15 protein-coding genes are annotated in these 16,390 nt (G+C 41.8%); 1 reads left to right on the top strand and 14 read right to left on the bottom strand.

The genetic code is table 11. The annotated features are described in order from the left end of the window. Positions 1-8: 8 nt before the first annotated feature. The 3 genes from G602_RS0100435 to G602_RS0100425 form a co-directional block, all read right to left on the bottom strand. Entirely contained in the window at positions 9-881 is an 873-nt protein-coding gene (locus G602_RS0100435) for an ABC transporter substrate-binding protein (protein WP_026657116.1), read from the bottom strand. Between the two features lie 503 nt (positions 882-1,384). Next, the gene (locus G602_RS0100430) at positions 1,385-2,572 is read right to left on the bottom strand and encodes an acyltransferase family protein (RefSeq protein ID WP_026657114.1); all 1,188 of its coding nucleotides are present in this window, start codon (positions 2,570-2,572) and stop codon (positions 1,385-1,387) included. A 14-nt stretch (positions 2,573-2,586) separates the two neighbouring features. After that, entirely contained in the window at positions 2,587-3,726 is a 1,140-nt protein-coding gene (locus G602_RS0100425; RefSeq protein WP_026657113.1) for a glycosyl hydrolase family 8, read from the bottom strand. Between the two features lie 204 nt (positions 3,727-3,930). Here G602_RS0100425 and surE point away from each other — a divergent pair, with 204 nt between their 5' ends. Further along, positions 3,931-4,647 (top strand): 5'/3'-nucleotidase SurE, encoded by a 717-nt coding sequence (gene surE / locus G602_RS0100420; RefSeq protein WP_026657112.1) that lies wholly within the window; start codon positions 3,931-3,933, stop codon positions 4,645-4,647. A gap of 88 nt (positions 4,648-4,735) precedes the next feature. On the opposite strand, the gene G602_RS0100415 is transcribed toward surE, so the two are convergent. From G602_RS0100415 to flgK, 11 genes are all read right to left on the bottom strand, one after another. Beyond that, positions 4,736-5,908 carry an iron-containing alcohol dehydrogenase gene (locus G602_RS0100415; RefSeq protein ID WP_026657111.1) on the bottom strand — a complete coding sequence of 391 codons (1,173 nt, stop codon included), beginning with the start codon at positions 5,906-5,908 and terminating at the stop codon, positions 4,736-4,738. A 6-nt stretch (positions 5,909-5,914) separates the two neighbouring features. Further along, complete coding sequence (gene fliW / locus G602_RS0100410; RefSeq protein WP_026657110.1) at positions 5,915-6,370, bottom strand: flagellar assembly protein FliW; 456 nt, start codon at positions 6,368-6,370, stop codon at positions 5,915-5,917. 57 nt (positions 6,371-6,427) lie between these two features. Next, positions 6,428-7,426, bottom strand: a complete 999-nt coding sequence (locus G602_RS0100405; protein WP_026657109.1) for a hypothetical protein — start codon at positions 7,424-7,426, stop codon at positions 6,428-6,430. A gap of 8 nt (positions 7,427-7,434) precedes the next feature. Further along, entirely contained in the window at positions 7,435-7,914 is a 480-nt protein-coding gene (locus G602_RS0100400) for a hypothetical protein (protein WP_026657108.1), read from the bottom strand. A gap of 152 nt (positions 7,915-8,066) precedes the next feature. Then, positions 8,067-8,498: a flagellar export chaperone FliS gene (gene fliS / locus G602_RS24615; protein WP_242835466.1), complete on the bottom strand. Its 432-nt coding sequence runs from the start codon at positions 8,496-8,498 to the stop codon at positions 8,067-8,069. A 64-nt stretch (positions 8,499-8,562) separates the two neighbouring features. Next, a complete protein-coding gene (gene fliD / locus G602_RS0100390) occupies positions 8,563-10,149 on the bottom strand; it encodes a flagellar filament capping protein FliD (RefSeq protein WP_026657106.1) in 1,587 nt (528 codons plus the stop codon). A gap of 203 nt (positions 10,150-10,352) precedes the next feature. After that, positions 10,353-10,823, bottom strand: coding sequence for a flagellar protein FlaG (locus tag G602_RS24610; RefSeq protein WP_049944975.1), 471 nt, complete (start codon positions 10,821-10,823; stop codon positions 10,353-10,355). Between the two features lie 355 nt (positions 10,824-11,178). After that, positions 11,179-11,400, bottom strand: coding sequence for a carbon storage regulator CsrA (csrA, locus tag G602_RS0100380; RefSeq protein ID WP_026657105.1), 222 nt, complete (start codon positions 11,398-11,400; stop codon positions 11,179-11,181). Between the two features lie 56 nt (positions 11,401-11,456). After that, positions 11,457-11,918 (bottom strand): flagellar assembly protein FliW, encoded by a 462-nt coding sequence (fliW, locus tag G602_RS0100375; protein ID WP_026657104.1) that lies wholly within the window; start codon positions 11,916-11,918, stop codon positions 11,457-11,459. Between the two features lie 373 nt (positions 11,919-12,291). Continuing rightward, positions 12,292-14,484 carry a flagellin N-terminal helical domain-containing protein gene (locus tag G602_RS28420; protein ID WP_049944974.1) on the bottom strand — a complete coding sequence of 731 codons (2,193 nt, stop codon included), beginning with the start codon at positions 14,482-14,484 and terminating at the stop codon, positions 12,292-12,294. A 13-nt stretch (positions 14,485-14,497) separates the two neighbouring features. Then, positions 14,498-16,354: a flagellar hook-associated protein FlgK gene (gene flgK, locus G602_RS28415; RefSeq protein ID WP_026657103.1), complete on the bottom strand. Its 1,857-nt coding sequence runs from the start codon at positions 16,352-16,354 to the stop codon at positions 14,498-14,500. Between the last annotated feature and the right edge of the window lie 36 nt (positions 16,355-16,390).

The raw sequence follows: 16,390 nt of genomic DNA, 5'->3' as shown, positions 1-16,390 counted from the left end.
TAAGCATGTCACTGATTAGCTATAAGGTATTTGAGCGTAGCATTATCTCCAATGACATAATCTGCTGATCCGTTATTAAGTGCATTTATGCAATCCTTAAGGGTTGAGCAAATAAGTAATTTGCAGCTTACTCCTTCAAAACCGGTGCCGCTTGTGCCTTCAAGGTAATCCTCTCCGGTAGTTTTGCTCTCAACTGCAATAGTTGTGCCTGCATCCAAATTTCTTAGTATCTCTTCAGCCTCTTCTCTGGTTTTTGCATCCTTGAATTCATTTTTGGCTTCTCTTGCAGCAAGGCATTGTCCTGCATTGAAATATGGAATTGTGAAGTCCACATATTCTTTTCTTTCTTCATTTATGGTAATTCCCGCTATGCAGGCATCACATTTTCCCTGACTAACCTGAATGAACATCAGGTCAAAATTGACATTGACAAGTACAAGTTCCTTTCCCATATCATCTGCAATAGCTTTAATAAGCTCCTTATCAATTCCATATTGCAGATCCCCATCATCATAATCAAAGGGTTCAAAATCTCCTGTCGTAGCAACAATGAGCTGATCCTTGCTCCTATCAATTTCCCCCGCAGGGATACCCACAGGTTCACCACCACCGCCGAAATAGTGCCCGGTGATTTCTTCATACTTTCCGTTCTTAAAACCTTCTTCTATGAACGTATTTATCTTCTCCAGGAGCTCGGGCTTATTTTTATTTACCCCGATTCCATAATCTTCATCAGTGAGGTTAATATCTATTACAACAAGTGCATCTCCCGTATCCTCGGCATCAGAACCTACCACACCACCGGATCCCTTGCTGCATGATGCTGTCATAGCCACTAATATTGTGAGAATCGCGATTGCCGATATCAGTCGTTTCCTCATATGTTTGCCCTCTTGTCGCCCTATATTGCTGCCTCTATCATCGCTCAGTTTGTTTTTACATTTTTACATTATTCCTGCCCGGTTATCTCTATAGCTGGCACATCAGATAGCTGTTTTATCTATGCGCACATTTCACGCCTGAGCATACCTACACATACTAATTGTCATTCTAATGACATTATCCACTATTGATATAAAAATATGATAAACAGGTGATTAAGTTACGATAAAAAATTCATTGTGTAATCAGTGCCTGACAGGTTGAGATTACTGGAATCTACTTTCACCCGGAAACTTATACTTTACTGTTTTGGGCCATCTTTTTTAACCAAAAATATACGTTATTTCGTTTTCATTCACCCAATCATTAAGTTTTCATGCATATAGGTTGAATTTTCTTACATCAATATAGTATTACTTTAGGTTATAAATAAAAAAATTCACCCAATTTGACTTGATTCATCAAAACTGGGTGAATAACCAAATCCGTATGTTTTGCCCATTCAGGCAACCTTTTTATCTTTAAGCTGTGACTTGTTCTTCTTACCGATACCAAGAACTAATCCGTGGAACTTCTTTAGCAATATAGCTGACGGTACCCCAAGGGCAAATACCACAAGCACATAGAGGAATACATTTTTGATCGGGAAGGGTGACTTAACGCCGCCATCAAAGGTATGGTCGCAGAGCTCTACGAAAAGTCCGTGAATAAGGTAGAACTCAAGTGTAATTGTTCCCATGAACTTAAGGAACCTGTTTCCGATCTTCACCTTCATTCCAAGAAGAAGTGCTGCAAATACAAAGTCCATAGTTACAAATACCTGGCTAAGCAGAGTCAAACGTCTTCTTAAAACTGTGTCAGGTGCTCCCCAGTTTTCCCCATAATATGAGAACACATCCTGCGCATGAACTGAATACAGATACAGCGGATATAATGCAGCTACTGCCACAACAGCATATACCCAGTAATATTTCTTTAAGTGAGGAATGATCCTGTCCTCGTACTTTGCAAAGATGATACCGACAGGGAACATATGCACGCAGTTCCACCACCACTCACCTCTTATGAGGAAGTCATTGTGGTCGATGCTTGTTCCGACGAGCATATATGCCACTACAAAGGCTGTTGTTACCGCAACTGCAATACCGTCCTTTTTGATAAATCTGAATGCAAAATAAAATGCAAGGTAGAAGAACGGAAGAACTATCACATACCATGTGTTTGGATTACAAAGCTTAATGCTGGTCAGGTAGTAAAAAGCGCCCTGTCCGTCAATCTTTTCACCCACAAGAAGTCTTGCAATGAAGAAGATTAGAGTTGTTGAATAGAGAGCAAGTACTACAGGCAGTACTCTCTTTTTCACAAAGCCCTTAAGATAATTTTCCTTTGTATGGAAGCTCTTGTAAGCACCATAGCCATTGAAAAACAAGAAAAATGAAACAAGAATGTAGCCTATCGGAACAAAGAATTCCAAGCCCGGTACTATGCGGCTCTTAGGAAAAAGCCATGATGCACAGGTCTTTTGTCCGATGTGATGTAACATGATGCAGATAGTAAGAAATCCTTGAAATACTTTAGTCTGCTCGAGTGTGAGAGAGTCGTTCCACTCCCCTCTTTTTGCAGGTTTAGCCCCCCACAAAAGTAGTATCGGTAGTATAAAATACACCGAATAAATAAGTTGTTTGCCCATAAAAAATACCTCCCTTAATAAATTCTATAGTTCCCCGAGAGTGCCAGGAGCGCGAACATGTACAGACAATTGTCGTAGTATCTGCGCTCTCCCTTTCTCAGAGGTTGATTCCAAAACCACTCTACCCATTTTTTAGCGGTTTCAAAATCCTCGTCAGCAGCTGCAAGTGCCCCCTGAGCAGTTGCTGCAAGTAACCCCACCGGATGGAGCACCGGTCTCTCAAGCGGTGTTCCGTCAATTTTATATTCGCACCTTACAGCTTCAAGATCGGTTCCGAAGAACTTCATCATTCGAAGTGGTGCCCCAAGATGCCGTTTTTCTTCACCAAACCAAACCGCATCAAGCCCTATATTTGCTACGGTTCTGTATGCATCACTGAAGAAGTTACCAAAATATCCCCAAGGCAGCTCCTCGTCCAAAGGTGTTCCGTCAAAATTCCCGTACTCAGGACTTAGGCCCGTTTCACTATGGCAGGCCTTTGCAAGGTATTCCCTGCTTACTCCTGCAGCCCTTTTGAAAAACTCTCTGTCCTCCTCATTGGCCCAAAGTGCAAACAGTTCATAGAAATGTGGAAGATGATAGGATGGATCCGTCCACTTACTTCCCGGCACAAAGAGTATCTGTCCGTTTTCCCTGTTCCACATAGGACACCCCTGTCTTCCGTTTTCTCCCTTGTGGAGGCATGCACCAAGGAGCTCCCTGGCCTCTCTGCTATATTCGAATATTCCCTCTCCGTCACCCCATCTGTGTGAAGCAAAGAAAAGAGCCATGGCATAGAATTCCTCACCATCAGGTGCTGGTCCGTAGGCATTCTTTTTACCATCCGTCTGGCATGACCAGGCAAAATACCCTTCGTTCTCGCCTTCATCCATAAACATATAGGTCTTTGACCACTTCCATATGCGGTCAAATTCTTCCTTCATATCCAGCTGGACACACATCATCATGCCATAGGACATGCCTTCCGTCCTCGCATCATTATTACCCGTATCGGTGAGGTACCCCATATCCTCACCTGCTTCGTGGTAGATTCTCTCATTTTCATCATAGAAAAATGTCTTAACCGCTTCATCTATACGAGCCTGTATCTCGGTGTCCGACTTACCTATTTCCTTCAATAGGTTCCTGTATTCTCCTGTTTCAAAAGCTCCCATAAGCGTCCTCATTTCCTAATAGTGGATTCCAATGCCACATCATTATCGTTTTTTCATAAATTCCTATAAATCATCTTCGCATTATCCACAATTACTGTCTTACATAATGTTGCTTATTTTATTTCTAGATGTTGCGGTTTTGAAGGCTGGATGACATTATTCCCCGTGTGTTAATATAGATAAAAACAAAAAGGATTTTCACATATGAAAAGAATACTTATTACAAATGATGATGGTATAGATGCCAGCGGAATTCACAGACTCGCTGAAGCAGCAAAGGAATTCGGAGAGGTATGGGTTGTAGCACCTGCGCACCAGAGGAGTGCAGCTTCCCACAGCATAACCCTCAGGGATCCAATAGATGTATTTCCACACGATTTTACCGTTGAGGGCGTACACGCCTTTTCATGCAGCGGAACTCCCGGAGATTGCGTTCGCGTTGGAAGTCTGAACATAATGCCGAAAAAACCACATGTCGTGCTCTCAGGAATCAATTTCGGCTATAACGTGGCAACTGACATACAATACTCCGCAACAGCAGGTGCTGCCTTTGAAGCAGCTTTTCAGGGATATCATGCCATCGCCCTCTCCGAGAACATGGATGACAGGCATGAAGTCACAAACGCTTACCTTAAAGACATGCTACAGGAGGCTATGAAGGTAAAACTGGACTATGGTCAGATAGTCAACATTAATTTCCCGGGCTGCCCTCTTACGGAATTCAAGGGCGTGCGCAGGGACGTAGCGGTTTCCAGAAGTTCCTTTTACAAGGACAGATATAAAATTGTAGAGCATTTTGAAGGCGGCGGACTTCGCCTGATGGTAGATGGAATCTACAATGAAAAATGTGAAGAAGGAACTGATTTCAGAGCTCTCATCGAAGGCTATATTTCTTTTGGTATCGCCAATAATATCGGCTAATACATAGTCTCTTTAACAGCCAGAAATAATTAACCCCTCAGATTTCTTTGCATTAACAAGAATTTGAGGGGTAATATTTTATCATTTATCACAGAGCTGCCTTATATATTTTTTCAACGGCTGCAGCATCAAGTGGTCTTATTCTCGAAAGCTTCACGCTATCCTGCATAGTTGCGTCAAGTGCAAGTGCCTTGATATCCTCCTCTGCAGGCTCTACACCAAGTCCTTTTATACTGATGGGCATTCCTATGGACTCAAAGAATTTTAATGTCTTTTCAATTCCCACAAGCGCAGCTGTCTCATCATCTTCATCGGCAATGTTCCACACTTTACGTGCAAATCTTGCAAATCTGCCGGGAGCATCCTTGTACAATTCCTTTGCCCAGGCACCCCAGACTGCTGCCAGCGATGCGCCATGAGTAACATCGTAGCGGGCAGAAAGTGCATGTCCAAGCTTATGTACAGAGAAATCTTTTCCCCTTCCGCACTCGGTCAGGTTATTATGTGAAAGGCTTGAAGCCCAGAAAATCTCGCTCATTGCATTATAATCAGAGGGATTCTCCACTACGGTCGCACCATTTTTGATTACTGTTCTTATAAGGCCTTCTGCTATCTCATCAGTAAGATCGCAGCACGAATCCGGAATGAAATATCTCTCCATGGTGTGCATCATAATATCTGTAACACCCGCTGCAATCTGCTCCTTTGGAAGCGTCATTCCAAGCTCGGGATTAACCATGGCAAACCTGCATCTGTTAAAATCAGTATTTATTCCTGCCTTCTTACCGATCTCTTCGTTGGTAAGAACCGCAGAGTCACTCATCTCACTTCCCGCAGCAGCTATTGTGAGCACAGCACCTACAGGGAGAGATTTTGTAAGTGGCACCTTTTTAGTCCAAAGCTCCCACAACTTATCATCAGGATTAGCTGCGCCGTGAGCAATGGCTTTTGCTGTATCAATTGCACTTCCGCCACCTATTCCAATGATCATGTCAGCATCAAAATCAAGAGCCTCCTTAACTCCTTCCTCGGCATGTGCAAGAGTGGGATTAGGTTTTGCTCCTCCAAACTCTTTATACCGAATTCCTGAATTATCGAGTGATTTCTCAACTCTCTCAAGGAGTCCGCTCTTTATCACACTACCCTTTCCAAATACAAGTAGTGCTTTTTTTCCATATTTCGCTGCTGCTTCACCTGTGTTGTTCTCTACACCTTTTCCGAATATAACCTCTGTCGGTGCATAATATTTAAAGTTTTCCATTCAAATTCAGTCCTTCTGTCTCTTTAGATATTCATAGATAGGATACTTTGTAATATATTCTTCTTTTCCCCAGACAATCTCAATCTGAGCACCCTTTCCTGTATCGGAATTGATCAAAATAGGTGCATTGAGGTTGGCGGTCATATTTGTGATATCCTCAGGAACGGTAATGGTCACAAGAAGAAGCAGATTATCTTCTGTCAGTGGCTCTAAGAGCTCCACATCAGCAGCCTCAATCTGAGGATTGTAATCAGCCTTAATGGTTAAAGGATCAATAACCGGAAGTGCAATATCAGGATCGTCCATAGACTGCAGATACCACAAAGCACCCACAGGCTTTTTACTGTCATGGATAAGTGCAAATTTTTGAAGATGCGGAAATCCTACAAGACCAAATGGCATTGAAATGATTTTTGAGTCCTCAATGTCTACTTCACCAAAGATCCTGGTATTTACTTTCATTTTTTCTTTCCCCCTCATCGTTTTTATAGACTATTTGACATTAGCATTGTTTTCTTTTTATTTTATCTTATTTTCGCTAACTTTAAAACGGATTTGCCAAAATCTTTTTTCTTCTATCATTCTTCTGTAATTGAGAAGATTTTCACGTATTACCTGCGGATCATCTACCGGAGCTATCTGGAATCCCGGAATTACAGGAACAATCCTTGCAGCAAGTGATGCTGTAAGAGCATGATCACCACAACTTATGATGTATTCAGGTCTCATTTCCCTTATAGTGCTTAGAATTATATGCATCTCATCCTCTGAGGGCATTCTGTCATCGCACTGAAAATAGGGAACTGAAAGACCTCTCACAAAAACATTGTTTGCATTTGCGAGATATTGCATGGAATTATGACCTTCTATTCCAAAAAGCGGAACTACATTTGAAACAGGAAGAAGGTCATTAGTATTTATAATAAATGTATTCTGGCACATGCTCACCAGAATCTCCTGTGCTATGAGATTGGTGATATGTGTTTCTCTGTGTGTATCCGTCAGATACTGCTGTGTCAGGATTATGGTCTGATCTGCTTTTCTGTCGATCAGCTTTAAAAACGGCCCAGTATCACCCATCCTGTCGGCATAATATTGTTTACATCTTTTGAAAATTTTATGGAACAATCTGTCAGATTCGATAGTAATAATATGCGGTTTTTGATATGAAAGATATCTTGCCTGCATCAGAAGGAAAAATCTGTAGCGCTCATCAATGCGCATTCCATCTACATAGGCTAAAAATTCGGTGTAGAAATCCCTACTGTCAGTAAGGCGCACCATCAAATGAAGATATGCCACATGACGCAGCATATCCGGTGTTTCCTCTCTGGGGAGGAAGTAGACACTTCTCTTAATGCGATCTGCCAGCTCTCTCTTCCCATCAGGAGAAAGCGCTCCGCTTATTATCCGTGCTCCGATCTGCAACATCTCATCAAAGCATTCAGTAATATCATCGCATGAAAGTATCTCAACTATTCTGTTTTCGTATTCCTTTACAATCGGAAGTTCGTTCACATTATCACCTAGTTCTTTGTGTCATAGAACTGAGGCGGTGTAATCTTGGACTTGTTCATTGTAAGGTAGTAATCAAGAGCAGCCTGGGAGGATTTTCGTCCCTGATTAATCTTACTCCTTGCCACACTAAAATAATTTTTTGCGAGGGAACTGTTCCGCTTTTCGCCTGCTTCAATGGAGTTTGATAAATCCGTTATCTGTCGTATAAGGTCTTGGAAAATCCTTATTTTTTCCTTATGTTTGTCTTTGTTTTCTTCCAGCTCTTTCTTTACTCTGTCGTACAAGCTTTCAAATCCGTCATTCAGATTATCCACCCGCCGTATCAGTTCGCCTTTGCGACTAATTGCTTCATCGAAACCTTTTTCATCAAATTCCTTGGTACTTTCAAGTATTTCTTTCTGAGTCTCATTTTCCTTAACAATCTCTTCAAGTACTTCTATCTTGCTTCTGAGACTCTCTTCCATCATGTCCAGATATGACTCTGTCACTTTACATTCCCCACTTTCTTCTTAAAACCCTCATCCGGCACTTCGTGCCACCTGTCTTCGCTCCGCTTCGGTCCGCGCTGAGCAATCGTCCCCTGGACGATTAGCGCCCCCAAAGGGAAGGCTTAGTAACTAACTAAGCTTCTACCATCCTACTAAGCTCCTGCCGGTACGCGTTTAGGCGCAGGCATCTGTCCCCTTGCAATCTTAATTGCATCAACCCAGGTATCACGCATGGTATGAATATGTTTATTCACCTCATTCATGATTTCCAGGGATTCCTCTCTGTGAAGATCCGCTTCAACAAGTCTCTTCATAAGATAGTTGTATACATTTTCAAAATCCTTTGCAACAGGATATTTCATATCCAGAGTGTTGTTCAGATAATCTATGATATTCTCTACCTTAAGAAGATATGTTGTAAATTTCTTCTCATCATTATTTTCAAGGCCCATAATTGCAATATTGCAGAATTTTATGGCACCGTCATAAAGCATCAGTGTAAGCTCCTCCGGCTTAGCCTGCTGGATCTTCGTATTCTGATACTGATTCATTTGCTTTGCGTAAGGATTTCTCGTTACCGGCATAGAACCACCTCCGTGTAGATTTTATGTTACCCCTCATCCGTCAGCTGTACTGACAATTTACTTATCAGCCTGTTCCAAGCATTCCTGCCAGGGAATTGGTCTGCTCGTTAAGCTTCGTCATAGCTTTTTCCATCTGGGCAAACTTGTCATAGTATTTGTCTTCTACCTGACCAAGCTTATCCTGCGCTTCCTTGAGCTGTGTCTTATATTTATCGACCTGCTTTTTCATTGTCTTATCATCGTACAATGTATAAGCACTTGAAAACTCGGTTGACTTCATAAGATCACCGATCTTGGTGTACATATTGGAGGATATCTGCTTAAAGAATGTTCTTACAAGCTCAGGATTATTCTTGATCTTATCCTTTAACTTGTCATCCTTGCCGCTGGTGTACTCGTCATCCTCATCACCATCGATGTGCCACTGTCCGCGTTCATTTTCCTCTGTCTCAAAATAGCTTCTGGTTGCTATTCCAAAGGATGCAAAGGATGTCTTGAATGGCTTTCCATCTTCATCAACTTCACCCATGTCAAAACTTCCTAGCATGATATTCTTCATCTCGCGCATTACGCGTCCGATAACAGGATCCTTGGAAAGAAGACCATTTTCTATCTTCTCATTCCACTCATCGATTTCTTCCTCTGACATGGATTCCTTCATCTCAGCTGTCAGAATATCATACTCCTCATCACTCTCAGCATTGTAAAGAGTTGACATCTCTCCCAGGAGTTCGTTGTACTCCTTAAGGAAGCCCTTTATCATGTCATAGACACCACTGGTGTCATCATCCGTAGTAAGGCTGATATCTTCAGCCACCTGCTTTGCTGTGATTGAAAGGCCGTTTATCTCGAAGGTATTGGTATTTGACGTATACTGAAGTCCGTTAAGAGTTATCCGCGCATCCTCACCGGTAGTATATTTCATGTCATCGGATTCTTTTAATCCAAGCGCTGAGATAACGTTCATATCGCTTGCACCATAGTCAATGGAAAAGCTTCCATCAGCACCGGACGTAGTTGATGTCATGTAAAGTCGTCCCTGATTTGCATCATAGTTCGCATTTACTCCCAGTCCGCTATCTGTTTTAGCTTCCTTAATCTTAGCTATGGCTTCGGCAATTGTCTCTGAACCGCTAAGCTGAATGTCAACATACTCTCTGTTGTCGTCCTCTCCTTCAGCCGGTTCAGCACCAAATTTGATACGGATATGATTTTTTACGTTATCATCAACTTCACCTTCAGCACCATATCCAACCAGGTTATCCAGAGTGGTACTACTGGTAGCCTTGCCATCTTCTGATTTGGATTTAATCTTGGAACCTGTCATATATGCACTTGATGCCAGCTTATCAACCGACATCTTCTGCATACTGTTCATGGCAGAACCGCTTGTTGTTACGGATACCGCATCATTATTGGATACAGTTGTAGTCTTCTTTGTATAATTTCCATCAAAACGCAAATTACTGAGGGTCTTGTTGTAGAAGCTCACTACCTTTTTGTTGAGCTCCTTCCACTTATCCATCCTCATATCATGCTTTTTCTGATCGTTCTTTATTTTATCTACTTTTTTGGACTCTATTTTCGTCAGCTCGGTAATGATACTCTCTGTATCGAGCCCGGAAGCAAGTCCGGTTATTCTCATGGTCATATGGTGCTCCTTTCTTCTGGGGATTGAATACGCCATAGAGATGAGATTTCGCTTGCGAAATCTCTGCGCGCCCGCGGAATTGCGTAGCAATTATCTCCTTACCGCGGGCTGTGCATCCCTCGGAGAGGCTCTTTTGCCCGAAGGGTAAAAGAGCGCAGACTACCCCTTGCACGTTTAAAAATAGCTTTCGGAAGCGGATATTTTTATCCTCTTTCGTCGACCATAAGTCCAGCCAGTTCCCAAGCTTTCGCAATCATATCGAGTGTTTTCTCCGGCGGTAGCTCCTTGATTGTCTCTCTGGTAGTCTTATCCACGATCTTGATTGTGATACGGTTGGTATCCTCATGAATACCAAAGACTGCCTCCGAATTGCTGATGAGCTTTTTGTTCATCTCGCTGATCGCACTCTTTATGCGCTTGTTCTCAGCCTCAATCTGCTCTTCTGTTATCTCCTGACGTGTTGGCATATTGGGGTTAGCGCTTTCCTGAACCTCGGGCTTTGATGCCTGAGATGTCTGAGGTGCTGTACTTGACTGGTTCAGTGAAAAATCAGGTTTTTCCTGTCCCTGTCCTGCACCACCTTCCGGGAATGACACTACTCTCTCTGTTTTCTGAACATCAGGAATTTGAGTTGTGCTGATTGCACCTACGTTACTGATTGCATCCATAGCCATCACTCTCACCTCCTTGTGTTATGTTTACAGCGGATATCCCTCTCCGCTTTTTTCATATCAGTATGCCTATAAAACATCATAAACATACTTATAGTTTCCTCTATCCATTATATCGGAATAATATATCAAACATTTAGGTTCTTATATTTTTTTAATAAAATGTTTATACATGGATTATAAATAGGATTTTGCTTGCAAAATCCTTGCGCGCGAGCGGTATTGCGTAGCAATTAGATACCTCTCCGCGAGCTGCACATCCATAGCGGAGCGTTTTTCATATAGAAATTTCATAGAAATTTTCTATATGAAAAAAGGCAGCCGTAAAACCTCACGACTGCCCCACCTGACTTTATTCTTATTTTTTTAGCAAATCCGCAAGTGCAGAAATTCCATCCACATTTGTTGCTGCCTTGTTCTCCTCCTGAATCTGAAGATAAACCTCCTTGCGGTAGATTGGTACTTCCTTAGGTGCGGCAATTCCCACTTTCACCTGATCACCTCTGATATCTAAAATCGTAATCTCTATATCATTATTGACAATGATAGATTCATTCTTTTTTCTGGATAATGCTAACATAGCTCTTCCTCTCTCTCCTTTTTTATACCTGGCTCCCAACAGAAGTTTCCAGTAAATTAATTCTGAGCAGCTTCCTTCTGTTTCTGAAGATAGTCATAAATAGGGTATTTAACAGGATAATCATCATCGTCAATGATGATCTGACAAGCCTTGCAATTACCCGAATTGATAATAATTGGCCCCTTAAGGTTAACTGTCATCTTGGTAATGTCCTGAGGAACCGTAACAGTCACAAGAATAAGGAGGTCCTCATCCTCAAGCGGAAGGATATCCTTGATGTTATCTTCCTGAACAACAGGATTAAAATCCGGCTTAACATAAAGCGGATCCATAACAGGCATAGCAAAAACCGGATCGTCCAGGGACTGAAGCCATCTGATGTTGTTGGATTCCTTATCCTTATCATGCATCAGCGCAAACTGAGTCATATCCGGGAAACCGATGATTCCCTTAGGGAACTCTATTATCTTACTGTCCTCAATCTCAATCTCTCCGAAAATTCTGGTTTTTAGTTTCATTCTGGTGCCCCTCCATATGAAAATATGCTAATGCGCAGCGCGCATTTCCTCGAACTTTCTGTTATTAATAATTGTATGCAAATATACGGTATTTAGCAAGAAAAATTATTATAAATCCCCTCATCCGCCCTTCGGGCACCTTCCCCCCAAGGGGAAGGCTTTAGAGTTTCTTTTCTTCCCATAAGAGAAATTATTTTTTGCCTTCCCCTTGGGGGGAAGGCTTTAGAGTTTCTTTTCTTCCCATAGGAGAATTTATTTTTTGCCTTCCCCTTGGGGGGAAGGCTTTAGAGTTTCTTTTCTTCCCATAGGAGAAGTCATTTTTTGCCTTCCCCTTGGGGGGAAGGTGCCCGAAGGGCGGATGAGGGGAAAGGCTTTAGATGTAGTTCATAAGGCTATCCTTGCTTATCTTACCGGTTGCCATAAGTGCTGCCTGGTAGGTCAGCTGTGCTGTTGCAAGATTGGTTGCTGTCTCTGCAAGATCCGCATCCTCATTATCTGACTGCAATGTCTTAAATGTTGTAGTCTGATCCTGAAGTCTTGAATTTATAAGCTCAAGTCTCTTACTTCTTGTACCATTATCCGTAACTGCCACATTTGCCTTATCAAGAGCTGCCTGTATGCTTGTAATCTTGTGCTCAAACTCCTCCTGGATATTCTGTCTGAGATTGTCATACGCCTTCTGGCAGGCATCTATCTCATTCTGGACAGCACGTTTTTCTTTCTCATCTGTAAGTCCGGCAAGCTTATCCTTAAGTGTTGTCAATGTGGTATTTACCACTTCTATCTTTTCCTGAATCTGTGTTAAGTCAAATATATCTCTTTTTACAGTGGTTGTGAAAACAGAGCTTGCAGTAGTGTTGATTGTAATCTTCTGTGAATATCCCACATCATACTGTATTTCGTGTGCAGCATTTCCACCGTTGTAAATAACTCCGTCTGAATCAACACAGGAAAACAGATTCTGAGGTCTTATGTCTCCCTCCTGCCATTCCTTTTTGTCATAAACCACATCGATAGTATTGGCATTTTGTATAAACGCAAGTGATGAGAGTTTCTCTGTAAGATAATCATTGAGTAAAACCTCACCGGTTTTTGCATTGAAGTAAACCATGTTGTTATAGGTCATTGTAAATGCCTTGTATGCATTCTCAAAATCCTCTTCGTCCTTAACCGGATCACCTGAATCATAATCGCTTCTCTTTGGTGCATAGTCACCATTTAACTCTCTGTAGGCTTCATCTATATCGTCATCTGTTGTTGTGGAATACAGAATGTGATCAGGGTCAATCTGTATTGTGGTCTCTTTATAGGATGAATGAATGGTTCCGTTATCTGTCACCTGCAGAACTGTCTGTGTCTTGTTATCATACTCATCGTAGTCAGTTTCTTTCACAATAGTGTAGGTTCCATCACCATTTACCGTTGCTACAAATTCATTATCCAAATCAATTGTATACTCCTGTCCAATAGGACCCAGAAGAGGTATTGTCGTATCTGTATTTTCACCATCCGAAAATTCAATTGATGATACACTTGTAGTGTGCATTGATACTATCGCACTTTTAATACCTGTAGGGATATCGAACTGTCCGTCACCATCCTGATCAGTGAGCACTCCATCCTTACTTACTTCGAACTGGTAAATCTCATAAGTTGATAGATCGGTCACGCTGATTATATAGCCTCTATCAGGATCTGTAAGGCTCGCACGTTCTGCTGTACACTGATATCTTCCTACATTCACAGTATATTTATCTGAAAGAGGAACATATGCTACCTGCTCTTTCCCCTCCGAATTTACAAATTTAAGATCAAAGTAAGTCAGCTGTGTATTTGTAATTGATGAAGTTGCTTCCTGGGGAAGATTTTCCCTGTACTTAAGATATGCCTTATTCCCATCACCTTCTGTATAGTCAAGGTTATCATAGGAAAGTCTTACTCTTCCTATATCAATCTCGCGAATATCATCTTCCTTTGTTTCATTTACAAAATTACTGGCAAAATTTGTATCAAGAATGTTACCTGCATCAAGATACTGAAGATTTAAGGTGCGAATTGATTTGCTGACATTTTCAGCATTAAACTCGTCATTTATATCTGTAAAATTCTCTGTCGTGGGCTGTCCATATGATAGCGTGGTGTCCGTACGAAAACCTGTGAAAACATAGCGTCCGGCGTAATCCACATTTCCTGTCGAATAGTACTCTTTGGAAAGTGCATCAAGCTGTGTAACTATTGTTGTAAGATCCGCCATTGTAAGATCCTTGTTTGCGCCTCTGTTGGCAAGACCTATTGCATCGGTGAGGACATCCGTTATAGTCGAAAGCGCATCCTCCGTAACATCCATCCAGCTCTTTGCATCCTTCGCGTTCTTCTCGTAGTACTGATCCAGCTGGGTTACTGTCGAGCGAAGTCTCAAAGCTCTGATTGCAATAACCGGGTCATCAGAGGGTCTTGCTATCTTTTTTCCTGTAGCCATCTGTGTGTTGACCTCATCCTCTGCGACTTTGTTGTTATTGATGTTGTAGAGTGAGTTGTTGTTCATGATTTTGTTGGTAATTCTCATGGTAATTCCTCTCTTATACGCCCGTCTGAGTGATAAGTCTGTCGTAGACCTGTGTTAAAGTATTTATCATCTTGGAGTTAAGTGTGTAGCTGTGTTCAAACTGAACAAGTGCGGATGCTTCTTCATCCTCATCAACGCCCATTACTGAGAGTCTCTGGTTACCTATAGTCTTTTCAAGTGCTGTGTAGGTCTTTTCAAGTGTTTCTGAATTACTTGTGTTAAGTGCCACATCTCCGAGAACCTTATCCAGGAACTCTCCGCTTGTTGCGCCTCGGAAAATATCTTCCTTTGAGAAAAATTCTCCCAGTGCCTGAATATTCCTATATTCCGATTCTCCCTCAGTAACATCCATCTTGGTTGCCAGAAGGTCTGAATTTGATCTGAGTTCTCTTGTTACAATGAAATTCCCTGCAGTCAATTCGTAGTAGCCCTTATTATTTGAAAGTGAAGTCAGCTGGGGATATGAAAACTGTGAGTTTGAATCCATGTTGTTGGTTCCTGAAAGTATATAAGAACCTTCCAGTGAATCAGATGTGAATCCCTTCACCATAATGTCATTTACTTTTTCTGAAAATCTTCTTACCCACTCATTCATTTGCTGCATGTAGTACGGTATTCCCTGATATGAAAAGTCGGCTCCTACAGTCGCTGTCCTTTCCTTTGGAGGTGTTGTGGACTTTGTACTTTCTGCTGTGAGAATAAAAGTATATGTATCGCCTCCGTCATACTGCCAGTCCTCATAGGAATATATCTTGCTTGCAACCTCGATTTTTCCTGCCTGTGGAAGTGTACATTTTGACATATCCATGAGGTTCGAATCTGTAACCTTAATTGTGCAGGTTGTGAGTCCTGTATTCTTATCTTTGATGGAGTCTATTACTTCACCGTTAAAGTAGAAGCTGTTGTTACCGTCTCTCATATCGATAAGTCCCTGAAGTTCACCACCGATCAGCTTATTCTGAAGGCTAAAAACATCCAGCTTACTTGTGTCATCACCATCTTTAAAATTTGAAGGCGCCCATTTGATATCATATAGTCCGGTCATATCGCTCTGATTTACAGTTTCATTTGCCTCTCTTGCAACACAGACCAGCTTTCTGTATGAATAATCATCAAGGAGCTGCTGTTGTCCTGCAATGTTCACGATCAGTCTGGTTGCTCCCGTCTCTCTTTCGGGATTACTTGCATCTATTACTTTTGTTTCCTTAACCTCTATATCGACAATTTTTGAAAGTTTATCAAGAAGCTCATCTCTTTGGTCTCTGAGTTCGTTTGCTCTTGATCCCTGCATCTCAATGACATTTATCTGTTCATTAAGTGAGCATATCTGCTGTGCATAGGAATTAATGGTGTCGCAGTCCATTTTTATTTCCTGGTTGATATCGTTCTGAAGCTGCTGTAATGACTCGGACATATGATTAAAATAGTCCGTTATCTGTGACAGCGAAGAAACAAAGGTTGCCTTGGACTCTGTTGTGCCGGATGCCTTCATAACATCCTGAAGTGCAGACTGCATCTTTGTGAAAAGACTTGAGAATCCTGTGACACCATCGTCCTTGAAGTACTCCTGTGTCAGCTGATTGAAGTAATATCTCTGAGAAACTCTTCCAAGAAGGGTTTCGTTTGTTCTGTACTTCACATCATAGAACTCATCGCGCACTCTCTCTATTGAGATGGTATCTACACCTGCACCTGCGCATCCGTAGGTTGTGAAAACTCTGAGAGCATCGGTTGCTCTCTGGTTTACCTTTTGGCGGCTGTACTCCTCAGTGTTGGCATTCGCTATGTTGTTTGCAGTTGTGTTGAGTGCTGCATTCGCTGCCCTGAGTCCTGATGCAGCTATGTTTAATCCGAAAAATGTTGAAGGCATGTGTCTTGGTCCTTTCTGAGGTTCCCCTCATCCGGC

Source organism: Butyrivibrio sp. AC2005 (genome assembly GCF_000424145.1).
GTDB lineage: Bacteria > Bacillota > Clostridia > Lachnospirales > Lachnospiraceae > Butyrivibrio.
This window is presented reverse-complemented; position numbering and strand designations above follow the sequence as displayed.